Origin of the sequence: Caballeronia arvi, assembly GCF_001544695.2 — a bacterium.
In the GTDB taxonomy this organism is placed as follows: Bacteria; Pseudomonadota; Gammaproteobacteria; order Burkholderiales; family Burkholderiaceae; genus Caballeronia; species Caballeronia arvi.
This window is the reverse complement of sequence record NZ_FCOM02000093.1, coordinates 1-17,196: the sequence shown is the minus strand read 5'-3', so window position 1 is coordinate 17,196 and position 17,196 is coordinate 1. Positions and strand designations below refer to the sequence as shown.

The 17,196-nt window shown below is 57.4% G+C and carries 13 protein-coding genes and 1 pseudogene; all 14 read left to right on the top strand.

Going from position 1 to position 17,196, the window contains the following annotated elements; translation table 11 throughout:
• A partial coding sequence (locus AWB74_RS40890) for an ISNCY family transposase (RefSeq protein WP_143749459.1) occupies positions 1-904 on the top strand: 904 nt, incomplete at its 5' end.
• Positions 905-1,164: 260 nt separating this feature from the next.
• Positions 1,165-2,593, top strand: a pseudogene (locus tag AWB74_RS40885) (ISNCY family transposase).
• Between the two features lie 531 nt (positions 2,594-3,124).
• Positions 3,125-3,919, top strand: coding sequence for a GntR family transcriptional regulator (locus tag AWB74_RS40880; protein WP_235024892.1), 795 nt, complete (start codon positions 3,125-3,127; stop codon positions 3,917-3,919).
• 112 nt (positions 3,920-4,031) lie between these two features.
• Positions 4,032-5,738: a D-lactate dehydrogenase gene (dld, locus tag AWB74_RS40875; protein ID WP_061152242.1), complete on the top strand. Its 1,707-nt coding sequence runs from the start codon at positions 4,032-4,034 to the stop codon at positions 5,736-5,738.
• Positions 5,739-5,894: 156 nt separating this feature from the next.
• Complete coding sequence (locus tag AWB74_RS40870) at positions 5,895-6,233, top strand: YidH family protein (RefSeq protein ID WP_235024891.1); 339 nt, start codon at positions 5,895-5,897, stop codon at positions 6,231-6,233.
• Positions 6,230-6,547 carry a DUF202 domain-containing protein gene (locus AWB74_RS48835; protein WP_061152240.1) on the top strand — a complete coding sequence of 106 codons (318 nt, stop codon included), beginning with the start codon at positions 6,230-6,232 and terminating at the stop codon, positions 6,545-6,547. Before AWB74_RS40870 ends, AWB74_RS48835 begins: the two co-directional genes overlap by 4 nt.
• 452 nt (positions 6,548-6,999) lie before the next feature.
• A complete protein-coding gene (locus AWB74_RS40860; protein ID WP_061152239.1) occupies positions 7,000-8,451 on the top strand; it encodes an NAD-dependent succinate-semialdehyde dehydrogenase in 1,452 nt (483 codons plus the stop codon).
• A 26-nt stretch (positions 8,452-8,477) separates the two neighbouring features.
• Positions 8,478-9,872 (top strand): Rieske 2Fe-2S domain-containing protein, encoded by a 1,395-nt coding sequence (locus tag AWB74_RS40855; protein ID WP_061152238.1) that lies wholly within the window; start codon positions 8,478-8,480, stop codon positions 9,870-9,872.
• Positions 9,873-9,891: 19 nt separating this feature from the next.
• Complete coding sequence (locus tag AWB74_RS40850; RefSeq protein ID WP_061152237.1) at positions 9,892-10,845, top strand: PDR/VanB family oxidoreductase; 954 nt, start codon at positions 9,892-9,894, stop codon at positions 10,843-10,845.
• Positions 10,846-10,855: 10 nt separating this feature from the next.
• Complete coding sequence (locus AWB74_RS40845; protein ID WP_061152236.1) at positions 10,856-12,520, top strand: GMC family oxidoreductase; 1,665 nt, start codon at positions 10,856-10,858, stop codon at positions 12,518-12,520.
• Positions 12,517-13,974, top strand: a complete 1,458-nt coding sequence (locus AWB74_RS40840; RefSeq protein WP_061152235.1) for a sulfatase-like hydrolase/transferase — start codon at positions 12,517-12,519, stop codon at positions 13,972-13,974. The genes AWB74_RS40845 and AWB74_RS40840 overlap by 4 nt, the downstream gene beginning before the upstream one ends.
• 105 nt (positions 13,975-14,079) lie before the next feature.
• On the top strand, positions 14,080-14,805 hold the full coding sequence (locus tag AWB74_RS40835) for a sulfite exporter TauE/SafE family protein (protein ID WP_160110377.1): 726 nt from the start codon (positions 14,080-14,082) through the stop codon (positions 14,803-14,805).
• Between the two features lie 250 nt (positions 14,806-15,055).
• Complete coding sequence (locus AWB74_RS40830) at positions 15,056-16,357, top strand: MFS transporter (protein ID WP_061152233.1); 1,302 nt, start codon at positions 15,056-15,058, stop codon at positions 16,355-16,357.
• Positions 16,358-16,694: 337 nt separating this feature from the next.
• Positions 16,695-17,196 (top strand): bacteriohemerythrin (locus AWB74_RS40825; protein ID WP_235024890.1); only part of this gene is annotated, 502 nt, incomplete at its 3' end.

Sequence of the window (17,196 nt, the reverse complement as noted above, 5' to 3'; positions counted from 1 at the left end):
CCGGCTGATGCACTTGCACTTCGCGCCGACCGAATCGACTTTCAGTTATTTCGAGGCCACGCGCGCGTATCTCGAACGCCACGGCAAGCCGGTGGCATTCTATAGCGACCGCGCGAGCGTGTTCTACGTCCACAAGCGCGATGAGACGGCGGGCAAAGGCGTCACCCAGTTTGGTCGTGCAATGTACGAGCTAAACATCGACACTTTTTGCGCCAACAGCAGCCCCGCCAAGGGACGCGTCGAACGGGCTCATCTGACGCTGCAGGATCGCCTGGTGAAGGAGCTGCGGCTGCGTGATATCAGCACCATTGCAGCTGCAAACGCCTTTGCCTGCGTTTTCATGGCGGCCTATAACGCACGCTTCGCAAAGCCGCCAAGAAGCGCGTACGACGCCCACCGGCCGCTGCGCGATGACGAGAATCTCGACGCGGTTTTGACTTGGCGGGTACAGCGTAAGGTATCGGATGCGCTGACGTTGCTGAACGATCGCGTACTCTGGCTGCTCGATGACACGGCAGCGAACCGCAGGCTGATCGGCCGCTACATCGACGTCTGGGAATACCCGGATGGGCGCCTCGAAATCCGCGCTGACGGCAGCGTGCTGCATGCTGTGCCGTACGACAAGCTCGCAGACATCGACCAAGGCGCGATCATCGAGAACAAGCGTCTTGGTCATGCGTTGCAGGTCGCGCGAGCGTTACAGGCGCAGCGCGATAACCGTCGGATCTCAGGCTCGCCGTCTCGCACAAACCGAGGTGCTGCGGTGCGCACTCACAAGCCCTTGCCCGGCACGAAGAAGTCGCGCGCATTCACCCGAGCCGATCTGGACCAAGCAATCGTGCAGGTCGCGCAACAGTCTAAGACGCCTTCAACACCTGGCCAACGCTCTGCTCGCACTCGCTGAACAGTCTGAAACGCCCCGGTCCGATCAAGGCCGTCCTTCAACACTACGTGGATTCAAACCGTTGAAAACAGAGCCAATCACACATCAAAAACACGACATCTGTATTTAGCCGGCGGTACGACATTTCAATTTTGCTTTGACAAGGTTCGGTGTGCTATGTAGGAGCAAAGTAGTAGTGTCGTACTTGAGCAAAGTACAGATGTCGCACCAAGGGATCGGTAGCGCATGCTGGTGCGGTTTTCCCGCCTGTGGAGACCGCTATGACGCGCACCGGGACGATCACGATGAGCATGCGGGAGCTTGACCGGCTGAAGGTCATCGAGGCGGTCGCCGAGTCGCGTCTGATGACGTGGCGCGCCGCTGAACGGCTGGGTCTGAGCCGGCGCCAGGTCGAGCGGCTCGTGATCCGCTACCGCGCCGAAGGCGCCGCTGGTCTTGTTTCGCAGCGGCGCGGCGTGCGCAGCAATCATCATTTGCCGCAAACCGTGCTTGACCAGGCGCTGGGACTGATCCACGAGCACTATGCCGATTTTGGTCCGACGCTGGCGTGCGAGAAGCTGCGTGAATGCCATGGCCTCGTGCTGTCGAAGGAAACCGTGCGGCTCCTGATGACGGATGCCGGCCTTTGGGTGCCGCGCAAGCAACGCCCGCCGAAGGCTACCAGCCGCGTGCCCGACGAGCCTGTTTCGGTGAGCTCGTACAAATCGACGGCAGCGATCATTACTGGTTTGAAGACCGGGGACCCGCGTGCGCTTTGCTGGTCTTTGTCGACGACGCGACGAGCCGGCTGATGCACTTGCACTTCGCGCCGACCGAATCGACTTTCAGCTATTTCGAGGCCACGCGCGCGTATCTCGAACGCCACGGCAAGCCGGTGGCATTCTATAGCGACCGCGCGCGAGCGTGTTTTACGTCCACAAGCGCGAGGAGACGGCGGGCAAAGGCGTCACCCAGTTTGGTCGCGCAATGTACGAGCTAAACATCGACACATTTTGCGCCAACAGCAGCCCCGCCAAGGGACGCGTCGAACGGGCTCATCTGACGCTGCAGGATCGCCTGGTGAAGGAGCTGCGCCTACGTGATATCAGCACCATTGCAGCTGCAAACGCGTTTGCCTGCATTTTCATGGCGGCCTATAACGCACGCTTCGCAAAGCCGCCAAGAAGCGCGTACGACGCGCACCGGCCGCTGCGCGATGACGAGAATCTCGACGCGGTTTTGACTTGGCGAGTACAGCGCAAGGTATCGGATGCCCTGACTTTGTTGAACGATCGCGTACTCTGGCTGCTCGATGACACGGCAGCGAACCGCAGGCTGATCGGCCGCTACATCGAGGTGTGGGAATACCCGGATGGGCGCCTCGAAATCCGCGCTGACGGCAGCGTGCTGCATGCCATGCCGTATGACAAGCTAGCAGACATCGACCAAGGCGCGATAATCGAGAACAAGCGTCTTGGTCATGCGTTGCAGGTCGCGCGAGCGCTGCAGGCGCAGCGCGATAACCGTCGGATCTCAGGCTCGCCGTCCCGCACAAACCGAGGTGCGGCGGTACGCACTCCCAAGCCCTTGCCCGGCACGAAGAAGTCGCGTGCATTTACGCGAGCCGATCTGGACCAGGCAATCATGCAGGTCGCGCAGCAGCCTAAGACGCCTTCAACACCTGGCCAGCGGTCTGCTCGCACTCGCTGAACGGCTAGAACGCCCCGGTCCGATCAAGGCCGTCCTTCAACACTACGTGAATTCAAACCGTCGAAAACAGAGTTAATCACACATCAAAAACACGACATCTGTATTTAGCCGGCGGTACGACATTTTAATTTTGCCGTGACAAGGTTCGGTGTGCTATGTAACCTCCGATGTCGAGACATTTTGAAAGCCGATGATGCGCGGCGGCGTCGGCGTGACTTTGGTTGACCGCAGCACGGACACGCAAATTCAACGCGCTACTGAACCCTAAGCTGCTCGGGGATCACATCTAGCTGGTCACTGATCTCCGTGCCTATCTTGACGACGCTTGCCCATCGTTCATGCAGAAAGCGTTCGGCTTCCGCTACGGCATGCTGGCATAGTCTGTCGATTCTTGTTGAGCAGTCGATGGGCGTGAATCCGATGCGACGGGGTGCTGGATTCACGACTCTTAACTCGGTACTTACCCCTGACGCCTTGCGGCGCAGATGCGGCAGCGTTATGATTCTATATAACTATATAGTGGGGGGTGAAGTGCTTACTACGGAAGATCATGCGAAATTGTTCGCGCCGCTGACGCGTCCAGATAGAAGCGGTGCCCCGAAGTATATTCGACTAACCAACGCTTTGATCGACGCGATCAGCGCAGGGCATTGGAAGGTGGGTGACAAGCTGCCGACCGAAGAACAGCTGGCTGAACTGACACCATTTAGCTTGGGAACGGTTCAACGGGCGTTAAAAAACCTCGTTGATCAAGGCATTGTGGTTCGCCAGCATGGTACAGGCAGCTTTGTTGCGCAAAACGATCTCTTGCTCGAAGACCCTTGGCATTGTCGTTTTCTTGACGACGATGGCGAGACTCTGCTTCCAGTGTTTTCAAAAGTGCTGGAAAGAAAAGACGAGACGGGGCGTGGACCCTGGAGTGAGCATTTTCCCAAAGCGAAGAATATTGTTCGAATTGACCGTGCAATCAACGTCAATAATGAGTTCACGGTGTTCGCCCGTTTCTATCTCGATAGTGAGAAGCTAACCAGCCTAGCTAACGCTCCTTTGCCAGACCTGAACGGTCTTAACTTCAAGACGCTAATTGCGCAGGAGCTTCATGTTCCCCTCACACGCATTACCCATGACGTTAGAATCGAGACGATGGAATCGCCGTTGGCCGAGCATATCAACGTGCAACCCGGCACAATTGGCCTTGTGATGCGCGCGGCGGCGTTCATGGGTGACGCGGCGTGCATTTATTATCAGGAATTTTTTATACCAAACACGCAGCGACGACTTAGTATTCCGGATCAGCCACCGGCGGTCGGTCGTAATCTGAGATAACGAAAGAGGTGTCAAAAATTTTTGCTTTCATAAAACTATATAGCTAAATAGTTTTCTATCGATACCGGACTGCTGCCTCTGCGTTCCGAGATCACGATCCGAGTCCCTTGCGATGATACCTACCAGTCCAGACCGCCTACTTCTTCAATTGCGTAACATTGCCGGACCAAAAAACGTCCTCACGGGCGACCGTTCGACGCGGCGTTATCGAAGCGGCTTCCGGTTCGGTGGCGGTGCAGCCATTGCCGTGGTGTTTCCGCATAGTCTTCTTCAGCAGTGGCAAATACTGGAAGCATGTATTGCTGCCGATGCGGCGATTATTACTCAGGCGTCAAACACTGGGCTAACGGGCGGATCCACTCCGTTCGGGCACGACTACGACCGTCCCGTTGTGATCGTCAACACATTGCGACTTGATCGTATCCATACACTCAGTGACGGGGAGCAAGTGGTTTGTTTGCCAGGGGCCACGCTGTATCAGCTCGAGAGCATATTGAAGCCACTTGGGCGAGATCCTCACTCCGTGATTGGCTCTTCATGCATCGGCGCATCCGTAATTGGCGGAGTATGCAATAACTCAGGCGGATCGCTGGTTAATCGGGGCCCCGCTTATACGGAACTCGCCCTCTATGCACGCGTTGATGAGAATGGCCATGTTCAATTAGTCAACGATCTCGGTATCGATTTGGGCCGCACACCAGAAGAGATCCTCGGCCGGCTCGACGAGGGAACCTTCTCACCCGATGCGGTGCACTGGAACTCTGGCGCTGCTTCCGACAGCAAGTACGTCGATCATGTCCGCGAGATTGATGCACCGACGCCAGCGCGCTACAACGCGGATCCAACAAGGTTGTTTGGAGCTTCCGGCTGCGCGGGCAAGGTAATGGTTTTCGCTGTGCGTCTCGATACGTTTGTCTCATCAGGAGCAGATCGCGTTATCTATGTCGGAACGAATTGCCCAGAAGCTCTCGCAGCCCTCCGTCGCGCAATGCTCTCGAGCCTGCCTGCACTTCCCATCGCGGCCGAATATATGCATAGGGACGCGTTCGATATTGCGGACCGCTACGGGAAAGACGTCTTTGTCATGATCGAGAAGGCGGGCACCGCGAGGCTGCCCAAATTCTTCGCGGCCAAAAACAAGATTGACGCGGTGCTAGCCGACATTGGATTGGGTAAGCTCCGCCTGACCGAACGCCTGCTTCAATGGATCTCATCTGCTGCTCCAGATCATCTGCCGAAGCGGATGCGCGCGTATCGAAATGTCTTCGAGCACCACCTGATGGTCAAGGTTTCGGAGACAGAACTCCAGCACGTGCAATCGATCATAGATGACACCATCAAGCCCAGCGGCGGAGATTACTTCTTATGCTCGGCCGACGAAGGAAAGAAAGCCTTTCTCCATCGATTCGCCGCGGCGGGTGCCGCGATCCGGTATCGCGCCGTACACAGCAGTGAAGTGGAAGACATCGTTGCCCTCGATATCGCTTTGCGTCGTAACGACACACAATGGTTCGAAAGACTTCCCAGCGAAATTGACGCGGCGATCTCCAAGAAACTCTATTACGGTCATTTTCTCTGCCACGTATTTCACCAGGACTACATAGTCAAGAAAGGCAACGATTGTATGGCCCTTGAGCACCAGATGCTACGCATCCTGGATGGGCGGGGAGCTGAATATCCTGCTGAGCATAACGTCGGGCATCTCTATCCTGCCAAACCCGACTTGGCCAAGTTTTACCGCGACATAGACCCTTGTAATTGCTTCAATCCGGGAATTGGACAGACCTCAAAATTTCGTCAATATCGAGAACCTGCTTGAGATCTCGCGCATCGCGGTGTGAAGGCGCCGACCGAGCTGGTTCTTAGGAGCACGATGGGCGCCACGCGCACGCGCCGACCCTTTGCAGCGAAGATCGGATAACTTTCTAACACTTCTTTCCTCCAGTCGCGAACAAATATGTTCCCTGGAAACAAATTGACGAAATGGGGCGGGCAAGATCCAGACTACCGGTTCTCCCTGGCCAACGAACGAACTTTTCTAGCTTGGATTCGAACTGCGCTGGCGCTGCTCGCAGCTGTGCTCGTGCTTGATCAGGTCGCGCTGCATGCGCCGGAGCCGCGAGGATGGCGAATCGTTTGCCTGCTTTTCGCATTGACGGCTTGTGTCGTTGCTGGCGCCTGCTATTTCAGGTGGCGAGCGAATGAGATCGCTATGCGTCACGGCCGTAGCCTACCGCTGAACTTTCTGCAGCCGCTGTTAACCGTCGTCATCGCTGCAGCTGCAACCATCTCAATGGCACTGGTCTTCAAGTGACTGAAACAGGACTCCAGCCTGAGCGAACCGCTTTGTCATGGAGCAGGACGGGGTGGGCGAGCATCGCAATCGCTCTGTTGTATGTCCGGGCGCTTTTGGTCGATGCACGGTTCGAAACCCGGTTAGGCGGCATTGCGCTCGCGAGCCTTAGCGTCGCAATGTTACTCATCAGCCTTCGCCGAAGTCATCAACTTCGCAATGGCTTGGTTGCGGAACGCGACACACCAATGCTCGTACTTTCCGCCTGGTTGTGTGTGTTCGCCCTCGATATATTCACGACGCTGGCTTTCAACTGTTCCAACACGTGTTTCTAGCGGGACGACGGGGCTACCTTACTTACGCTCGTTGTCATCGTCGGCGGATCTCGACGAAGTATGAAGTAGCTCGGCTTTCATTGCCCAACGACGTCAGACGGAGCGCGCGGCGAAGACGTCGGGTCGGGGCGGTTATCTGCCTCGCTTGAATCATTGCTACGGTAACGCGCGCCGCATCGCGCCGCTCGAATCGGGCAATCCTCACATCGTTCACGCCCTCCCCAAGTCACTATCTGCCGCCGGAGCAGGCCCTCGAGAGCGACGTGGCCACGATCGCTCGCGCGCTTTCACAGACAAAGAGCGAGATCGGCACACCGCAGCCAGCGGTTTAGCACAAACCCTATATTGCTTTGGAGTTATAGTCCTATATAGTAACGCTTGTACCGACGAGATCGCGGTTCGCACTACAGGCGCGGAATGGGCCGCCGCCTAGCAGAACACAAGGAAAAACCATGAGTTATCCCTATCCTCCGGAGCTGACTTTGCTGGTGGGCGGCGACTGGCGCGGCACGGCGGGCCGCGAAACGGTTGCTGTGTTCAACCCCGCCACGAACGAGGAGATTGGTCGGCTGCCGGTCGCCTCCGAGCAGGACATCGACGATGCAATCGTCGCTGCCGATCAGGCATTTCGCGGCTGGTCTGCTAAAAGCGCGTGGGAGCGCGCGGCCGTGCTGCAACGCGCTGCCGCGCTGGTTGAAGAACGTCGCGATCGTCTAGCAGGCATTCTGACGCTTGAGAACGGCAAGCCGCTTGCCGATTCACAGGGCGAGCTTGACCGGGTCATCGAGGGCATCATTTACTGTGCGGAAGAGTGCAAGCGGGCCTATGGCCGCATCTTGCCGCCGCGCACGCACCTGCTGATGCAGGCATCAGTGCGTCGCCCGGTGGGGCCGGTGGCGGCATTCGCGCCCTGGAATTTTCCGGCATTTTTGGCCGCTCGCAAGGTGGCGGCCGCACTGGCTGCTGGCTGCACCGTCGTACTGAAACCAGCCGAAGAAACGCCAGCGATTTGCGTGGAACTTGCACGCGTCTTCGTTGATGCAGGCGTGCCGGACGGAGCGTTAAACGTGCTGTTCGGCGTACCTGCGCAGATATCACAGAAGCTGATCGCGTCGAGCGTTATTCGGAAGATCTCCTTTACCGGTTCCGTGCCCGTCGGCAAGCTGCTCGCCGCGCAAGCAGGGCAATACCTCAAGCCCGCAACCATGGAACTCGGCGGCCATGCGCCGGTATTGGTATTTGACGATGTGGACGTCGAAAAAGTGGCGCGCGCCTGCGTGGGGTTCAAGTTCCGCAATGCAGGCCAAGTCTGTCTGTCGCCGAGCCGCTTCTATGTCCAGGAGAAGCTCGCAGATAGCTTCATCGAAACCTTCACGCGGATCACCGAGTCGCTGAAAGTCGGCGACGGCCTGGAACCTGGGGTGCAGATGGGGCCGCTCAACAACAAGCGTCGGCTGGCTGCTGCGCGGCAGTTCGTTGAGCAAGCCCACGGCTGCGGCGCGAGCGTGCGCACTGGCGGTAGCTCGCCAAGCCGTGCGGGCAACTTCTTTCTGCCGACGGTGCTCACCGGTTTAAACGAGGACGCGTCCATTCTCACTGACGAGCCATTCTGCCCCGTCGCTCCCATCATGACATTCAGCACAATGGAAGACGGGCTCGCCAAAGCCAACGCTGTGGATTTTGGCCTTGCCGCATATGCCTTCACCAACCAGATGGAACGTGCCGCCGAATTCTCCGAGCGCATTGAAGCGGGCTGGGTCGGTATCAACAGCTTCGTGCCTTCGCTGGCCGATGCGCCCATCGGCGGCATCAAAGACAGTGGCCTGGGTTATGAAGGCGGCCCTGAAGGGCTCGACGCCTACCAGCATCTGAAGTTCATCAGCCAATCCAATGTTCAGTTGTGAATCCGCAGCCAATTGAGGAGTGAAAAATGACGAACGCCAAGCAGTCTAATCGTTACAGCGGCTATCGCAAGCGTACCCGTCCGGAGCCGGATCTCGAGCTTACCAGCACCAACGCAGGAACGCCCATGGGCGAACTGATGCGTCGCTATTGGCAGCCGGTTTGTCTGTCGATGGAACTCACTAACGTGCCGAAGGCCATTCGCATCATGGGCGAAAATCTGGTGGCTTTTCGCGACAAGAGTGGCCAGGTCGGTGTCATGCACCGCCAGTGCGCGCACCGCGGCGCCTCGCTTGAATATGGGATCGTTTCGGAAAAGGGCATCCGCTGCTGCTATCACGGCTGGCATTTCAACGTGGACGGTACGCTCCTGGACGCGCCTTGTGAGCATGACGCCACGCGTTTGAAGGAAACCGTGAGCCAGGGCGCTTATCCGGCATTTGAGCGTAACGGACTGGTCTTCGCGTACATGGGCCCGGCTGAAGAGCAACCGCCGTTTCCTGAGTTCGACAGCTACTCGTTTCCGGCGGATAACAAGCTGGTGCCGTTCTCGAACATCTACCCGTGCAATTGGCTACAGGTCTACGAGAACATCATGGACCACATGCATACCGCGGTACTGCACAACAAAATGGTGGTCGAAGGTGTGGACGCCGAGACCGCCGCAGGCGTGTCGCTCGAGGGCTTTGGCGACATGCCGGTGATGCACTGGGAAGCTACACGCAATGGCCACGGTTGCATCTTCAGCGCGAACCGCCGCTTGCCCGAGAACAAGGTTTGGTCGCGCATCACGGAAATGATCTTCCCGAACTATCTGCAGATCGGTTCCCTTATGCCTACCGCCGCGCGCGAGCGCCATGGCGCCTCCGGATGCACGCGCTGGAACGTGCCTATTGACGACAACAACATGATCATCTTCGGCTGGCGCCATTTCAATGACACAGTCGATCCTGACGGTCTCGGCGTTGAGGCCGACTGCGGCGTTGACAAGATCGACTTTCTTGAAGGGCAGGTTGGCGATCGCTCGTATGAGGAAGGCCAGCGTGCGCCCGGTGATTGGGAAGCCATCGTAAGCCAGGGAAAGATCGCTGTACATGGCGCTGAGAATCCCGGCAGCTCGGATGTAGGCGTCTACCTCTGCCGCAAGCTTCTGCGGGATATGGTGCGAGGAAAGACAGCGCCGAACACCGAATTCGCGCGGCTTACCGCAGAAGGTAAGACCTTGCCGTTGTACTCCCAGGACAGCGTGCTCGATGTGCCAGAACTTTCGCGCGAGGAAGACCGCAAGCAATTGCTGGCGATTGGCAAGAAGGTGATCGCCGCCCTGCGTTCCGCCGATGGACTCGCGACTGCCGCCGAGCGTGACGCACATATTCGCCAGCAGCTCGATCAGATCGACGCGCGCGATCAGGTCGAAGCGTAAAGGGCAGGAGGGATCCGAAATGTTGAAACTGCGTGTCCGCTCAATCACCCACGAAGCAGAAGGAATCTTGTCATATGAGCTGGTAGACCCTTCGGGCCGCGGTTTGCCGCGCTTCGAAGCGGGAGCGCATATCGATGTGAGGATCCCAGGAGGACTGTCCCGCCGCTATTCGCTGTGCAATCCGCCAACCGACACGGACTGCTACCGCATTGCTGTGCTCAACGCGCCAGACGGACGTGGCGGCTCCCGGGCCATGCATGAGAAGGTAAGAGCCGGGGACTGGATCGAAGTGTCCGAGCCGCACAACTTCTTTCCATTAGCCGCCAACGCCAAACATTCTGTGCTGCTTGCCGGGGGAATCGGCATCACCCCGATTCTCGCGATGATGGAAGACCTGGAAGCGCAAGGTCGGTCGTGGGAGCTGCACTATTGCACGCGCGATGCCTCGCGTACAGCGTTCCTGCGGCGGTTTGCCAGCGCGACCGCAGATCCACGCGTGACCATCCATCACGATGAAGGCGACCCATCCAAAGGGTTGAACATTGCCGGCCTGCTCAGCCAGCATGAGGAGGGCGAGCATGTTTATTTCTGCGGCCCGACAGGCTTCATGGCCGCCGTGCAGGCAGCCGCGGAGCATTGGCCTCGCGAGGCCGTCCACTTTGAATATTTCGGCGCCGAGCCGCCGAAGGCTTCCGTCGCGGGCCAAGGCGCGCACGCTTCTGAGTTGCACCTCTCGCGCTCTGATCGCGTCGTGCCTATTGAAGCGGGGCAAACCATCTTGGACGCACTGCGCGCGGCCGGCGTGGAATGCGAATCCTCGTGTGAGGCCGGAATGTGCGGCGCCTGCAAGGCTACCTACAGTGCAGGCACGCCCGAGCACAACGACTATGTGCTCAGCGACGACGAGCGCCGCAATCAGGTGCTCGTGTGCTGCGCCCGTGTGAGCAAAGGCCCCGTGGTCCTTGAACTATAGTGAGACAAGCATGCAAGCAATATACGACTATATCGTTGTGGGCGCGGGTTCAGCGGGCTGCGCGGTGGCCGCGCGGCTGGCGCAAGACAAGCAAACTTCGGTGCTACTGCTAGAAGCGGGTCCGGCGGACAAGAACATCTGGATCCACATTCCGATCGGATACGGCAAGACCATGTTCAATCCGCAACTGAACTGGCAATTCAAATCTGAGCCCGAGCCGTTCCTGAATAATCGCCAGATCTACCAGCCGCGCGGTAGAACGCTCGGCGGATCGAGCTCCATCAATGGGCTCGTCTATATCCGCGGACAGTCGCAGGATTTCGATAAATGGGAAGCACTGGGCAACGAAGGTTGGAGTTGGCGCGATGTACTGCCCTATTTCAAGCGCTCTGAAGGTAATGAGCGTGGAGAGAGTGCGTTGCATGGCGGCAGCGGCCCGCTCTCGGTCTCCAACATTCGAGGTAAGCATGAGCTTGTGGAAGCCTTCATTGGTGCAGCCAACGAGATCGACGTGCCGCGCACAACGGATTTTAATGGCGCGGTGCAGGAAGGCGCGGGCTATTTCCAGCTCACCACGCGCAATGGCTTACGCTGCTCTGCAGCTAAGGCCTATCTGCGCTCAGGGCTGACGGGCGACAACTTAGAAGTGCAAACCGACGCGCACGCTATGGCCGTCTTGTTCGATGGAAACAAGCGGGCGATCGGTGTGCGTTACAGGCAAGGCGGGCAGGTGAAAGAGGCGCGCGTCAACCATGAAGTCATTCTAAGCAGCGGTGCGCTGCAAACGCCGCAGCTTCTCATGCTGTCGGGCGTGGGCGACGCGGTCGCGCTACGGGACAAAGGCATCAAAGTTGTACATGACTTGCCTGCGGTGGGCAAGAACTTGCAAGACCACCTGCAATCGCGCCTGATCTACAAATGCACCAAGCCGATCACTACCAACGATGATCTGCGCAGTTGGTGGGGTCAAGCGCGAATCGGCCTGCGCTGGATTTTCCGCAAGGCCGGACCCGTGGCGGCTGGCATTCAGCTCGGTGGCATGTTCGCCCGTACCAGCAACGAGGTGAATACGCCGGACGTCCAATTCCACTTCGGCACGATCAGCGCCGACATGACGGCGGGTAAGCCGCATGACTTCTCGGGCTTCACCATGTCCGTCTGCAACCTGCGACCCACGAGTCGTGGCGAGCTCTCGCTGCACTCAGCCGATCCGTTCGCGGGGCCCAAGGCGACGTTCAACTATCTCTCCACGGAACATGATGAGAAGACCATGATCGCCGGTGTGCGCATGGCACGCAGGATTGCGCGTTCGCGCTCGCTCTCGCCCTATGTGGCCGACGAGTACCGGCCCGGTTTCGACATCGATTCCGACGATGAAGTGCTCGACTTCATTCGCGAATACGCCACCACTATTTTCCATCCGGTCGGGACTTGCCGGATGGGACCGGACGAGGCCTCGGTTGTCGACACGCGTTTGCGCGTACGCGGCGTGCGCGGCCTACGCGTGGCAGACGCCTCAATCATGCCGCTGCTGCTGTCAGGGAATACCAATGCGGGTGCGATCGTCATCGGCGAGAAAGCGGCGGACTTGATCAAACAAGACCGCGGGCAAGAGAACGGTCGCCATATATCACTTACGACAATGAATAGCGAATTAACTGGAGAGCTGCAATGAGCCAAAAGCCGAAGAACTTATTGGTGATTATGTCCGACGAACATTCCACCAAGGCGTTGGGCTGCTATGGCAGCGAGATCGTGAAGACCCCGAACTTGGACCGGCTGGCGGCGAGCGGCACGCGATTCTCGTCTGCCTATTGCACCAGCCCGGTGTGCATTCCTGCCCGCGCCTCGTTTGCCGTGGGGAAATATATTCATCAGGTCGGCTACTGGGACAACGCGGACGCATATGATGGCGCTGTGCCGAGTTGGCACCATCACCTTCGCGAGCGCCAGCATGACGTGGTTTCTATCGGCAAGCTTCACTTCCGCGAGACCGGTGAGGACCACGGTTTCACCCAGGAAATCGTCCCTATGCATATTCTTGAAGGCAAGGGCGACCTCATGGGCCTGGTTCGCAGTGAGCTGCCAGTGCGCAAGGGCGCCTACAAGATGGCACACTATGCCGGCCCCGGGGAAAGCACCTACACGATGTACGATCGTGACATCACCGCGCGCGCGCAAATCTGGCTGCGAGAGCGCGCCAAACGTGAGCAAGACAAGCCATGGGTGCTATTCGTTTCGCTGGTCGCGCCGCACTTCCCGTTGACTGCGCCGCCGGAACATTACTACCACTATTACAACCAGGCGCTGCCGATGCCCAAGCTCTATGAAGAGAGCGAGCGTCCCAATCATCCATATCTGCTGGATTACCGCAAGAGCTTTAACTACGACGACTATTTCGACCGTGATGCCGTCAAGCGCGCCATTGCGGGCTACTTTGGGCTGTGCTCGTTTCTCGACGAGAACATTGGCAAGATTCTTACCTCGCTCGAGGAATCGGGGCTCGCAGACAGTACGCGCATCGTCTACACCTCGGACCACGGCGACAATTTGGGATCGCGGGGCATGTGGGGCAAGTCCACAATGTTTGAGGAAGCAGCCGCTGTGCCGCTCATCATCTCGGGCGAAGGAATCCCCGCAAACAAGGTCGTGGACACTTCAGTCAGTCATGTGGACGTCTACCCGTTCATTCTGGATGCCGTGGGCAACGACGAGCCGCAGCTGCGCGAAGGTTTTCCGGGCGTTTCGCTGTTCGAGGTGGCGCAAGGCGCTGCGCCTGACCGGAATGTGCTCGTTGAATATCACGGAATGGGCTCGGCCACGGGTGCATTCATGATCCGCAACGGCAAGTACAAATACGTGTATTACGTGGGTTACCCCTCCCAATTGTTCGATCTGCAGAAAGACCCGGAGGAGCTGAGCGATTTGGCGACTAACCCCGAGTATGAGGCGGCGCTCGCGGAGTGTCGGACCAAACTCTGGCAAATCTGCGATCCACTTGAGGTCGACGCGCGCGCTAAAGCTCGCCAGGCGCAACTCCTCGCCCAGAACGGAGGCCGTGAGGCGGTGATCGCGCGCGGCGATCTTGGCTTCACGCCGGTGCCGGGCGTGGCGTTCACGCTGGACTAAGCGGCCCAGAACGTCAATCAGGGGGAGGGAAGCCTGAACGCAAACAGCCGTTCAGTGCTTCTTCCTCCCCGCTCTTTACCGGTCATGCTCGTCGAGGCACGTCCAATGGCGGATTATTTGAGCACAGCCCTCGTAGTGTTGCTGGCGTCCTGTCTGCATTCTGCGACCGGATTTGGTTTCTCAATCTTGGCAGTTCCGCTCTTGCTACTGCTGCATAGCCCGATGACCGCGGTGCAAATCAATCTAATCCTCGCAGTGATCCTGTCGGTGGTAATGATTCCACGGGTGAAGGCGGACGTCGATTTCACTCTGCTTAAGCGTCTGGTAGTGAGCGGGGCGATCGGAGTGCCGGTGGGAATGGCACTGATTCTGTATGTACAGCCTGTACAGCTCAAACTCGCAATTGCTCTGCTTACATTGGCGTTCCTAATCGCATTGCTGGTGCAGGTGAGGTTCCAGCGCAATGATTCCCGCGACGCCGTATGTGGCGCGATCGCTGGCGCGTTCACATCCGCCGTCGGCATGGGCGGCGTGCCGCTGCTGGTGTATTTTGCCGGCGTCAATCTTCCGAAGGCTGTTGTGCGCGCAACTGTGCTGGCGTTCTTTGTCTTTGCCTACGGACTAGCGCTTGTGATGCAGCTGTGGAATGCGTTAGGCATTGCCCACGTCGTGTGGTTTTCGCTGAGTCTTGTACCCATGGCGCTTCTAGGCGTTGCGTGCGGCAATTGGTTATTTTCGCGCATTAGCCAGCGTGTATTCCGAGCGCTTATTTACCTTATCTTAGCGGGCAATAGCAGCTTTCTTCTCTGGTCGTTGCGATCGTCCTGGTAAGCGCTGCTACAGCGTGTCAGTTCGAGCGTAAATTGCGCAGCCGGCTGTGACCACTGCGAGGGTATCCACTATGTCGACACACACTTTGGTCCTATATAGTATTGAAACAAAAACACCAACGCGTGACATCGCCGTGCGGCGGCCCTGCGGTCCTTTGCTCGGCCCGTCCAGGTCGGTGGCGACGATTTGCAGTCGTCGAATTTCAGAATGTCATAGCTGATTAACTTATCCGATTTCCCAGGAGACATAGATGGCAACGCTTGACCGGTCGCGGGTAACGCGAGGATGGATTGTTACCATACTGCTGGCCTTATTCATGGTCATCAATTTCATGGACAAGGCGATTCTTGGCATTGTGGCCATTCCCTTGATGAAAGAACTGGGCATCCCGCCTGCGGAATTCGGTTTGATCGCATCAAGCTTTTTCTTATTTTTCTCGATTTCAGCCATCCTCTTCGGATTTATTGCAAATCGAATGTCGTCCAAGTTTGTTCTGCTGATTCTGGCGGTGATCTGGGGTGTTTCTCAACTGCCACTTGCCTTTTTTGCTAGCGTGCCGTTGCTGTATTTCTCCAGAATCCTTCTCGGGATCGGAGAGGGTCCGGCTTACCCTTTGGCCTTGCACGCTTGCTACACCTGGTTTAAAGATGAGAAAAGGAATCTGCCCTCATCGATAATTTTCCAGGGAGTTTCTCTGGGTCTGCTCATCTCGGGGCCGATCCTTACGTATATCATGCTCAACCATAGCTGGCATGCCGCCTTTATGTTTCTAGGTATCGCCAGTGTTGTGTGGATGATCTTGTGGTGGGTCTTTGGAAGTGAGGGTCCTTACGCTTCAAAGCAAAGCCAGACCGTCGCCGAGCAGGCTATCGATAAGGTGCCGTACTTTAAGATCCTGACGGACCGGACTTTTCTCTCCAATATGCTTTTGTACTGGGTGACATACTGGATTTTTTCGATCATGTTCACCTGGATTCCGTCGTACTTGTCTCACGTGATGGGCTACGGTACTAAAGAGGTTGGCTGGATGTTTATGCTGTTCACCGGTATCAACATCCCGCTGGTATTCATAGGGTCTTGGATTTCGCAGTACCTTTTGCAGCGCGGAATTTCGTCTTTGTTCGCACGTGGTTGGTTGAGCTGTACTTTCGTGGTAATCGGTGGTCTGTGCATTCTTGCTGCAATTTTCCTGGTACAAACCCCCACCGTGAAGGTCGCGCTCCTGGCGCTAGGCTTTAATCTACCGCAACTGACCTTTGTCCTGAGTTCCGCGATCGTCGCCGAGATTGTGCCGACCAGGCAGAGGTCCGCGGCAATGTCCATCAGTAGTGCGCTTGCCACAACCGGGGGACTGGTGGCGCCTGCCTTGACTGGGCGTCTGATACAAGGTGCCATCTCAGCAACACAGGGATATGACTACGCGTTCGTGGTCTCCGCAATCCTGGCGCTAGTTGTAGGCGGCATGGGCTATCTTCTGATCCGTCCTGAGGACAGTAAAAGGCGCTTTGAGAATCTTTCGGACGAACAAAAACTGGTGGCTGCGAATTGTTAAGAACCGCGGTTAAACCGGTTAAACCGACCTCATCTCTTATAAACATGGTGTCCCTGTCCATGTGGGAGATGAAGTCATGGGTCGACGGAACGGGCTCTGTATGTATGAATCCAACTTGAGCTAAAAATGCGAACGGCAGATCGAAGGTATTTGGCTTGGCCCGCGTCGAGACCGGGCGACTTACCCTGCTACGAGGGTGATCGAAGCTCCCAAATAAAGGCAGGAACCCGCGCCCAAGAGTGGATCGGCATGCTTTCTGCGGTCTATGAATAGAGGTGGGAAGGATGCCGATGTGGGCGGCTTGAACGTGAGCCGATTTTTTAGGAGTATCACATCGATGATATGGGAAGACGATTACCTTCTCGGTAACCCAGAGATTGACGAATTGCACGAAGAGTTCGTCGCTATGGTTCGAGCAGTTCAGGAGACACCCGATGAGGCGTTGCAGGGGCCCTACATGGCGTTGCTCGACCATCTGATTCGCCATTTCGGCGCAGAAGATCGCATGATGGTCGAGACGGAATTCCCGCCGCGGCAATGTCATATCGACGAGCACGCCGCAGTGCTCAGTTCGGCGCGCGAGGTGCAGATACAATTGTCGCTCGGGAACGTGGTGTTATGCCGCAGCTTGGTGGCAGAACTGGTCAAGTGGTTTCCCAAGCATGCTCAGCACCTCGACTCGGCGCTCGTGCACTGGATCAGCAAGAATCGACTTGGAGGAAAGCCGCTAGTTTTCAAGCGTTTCGCTTGCAGCGAAATAAGGCCTCTTTTGAATTCCGAGTGGGTGGTTTCGCGGTCAAGGGCGGGCGTGAGCCCAGCGCAGAGGCGCCTTGAATCGA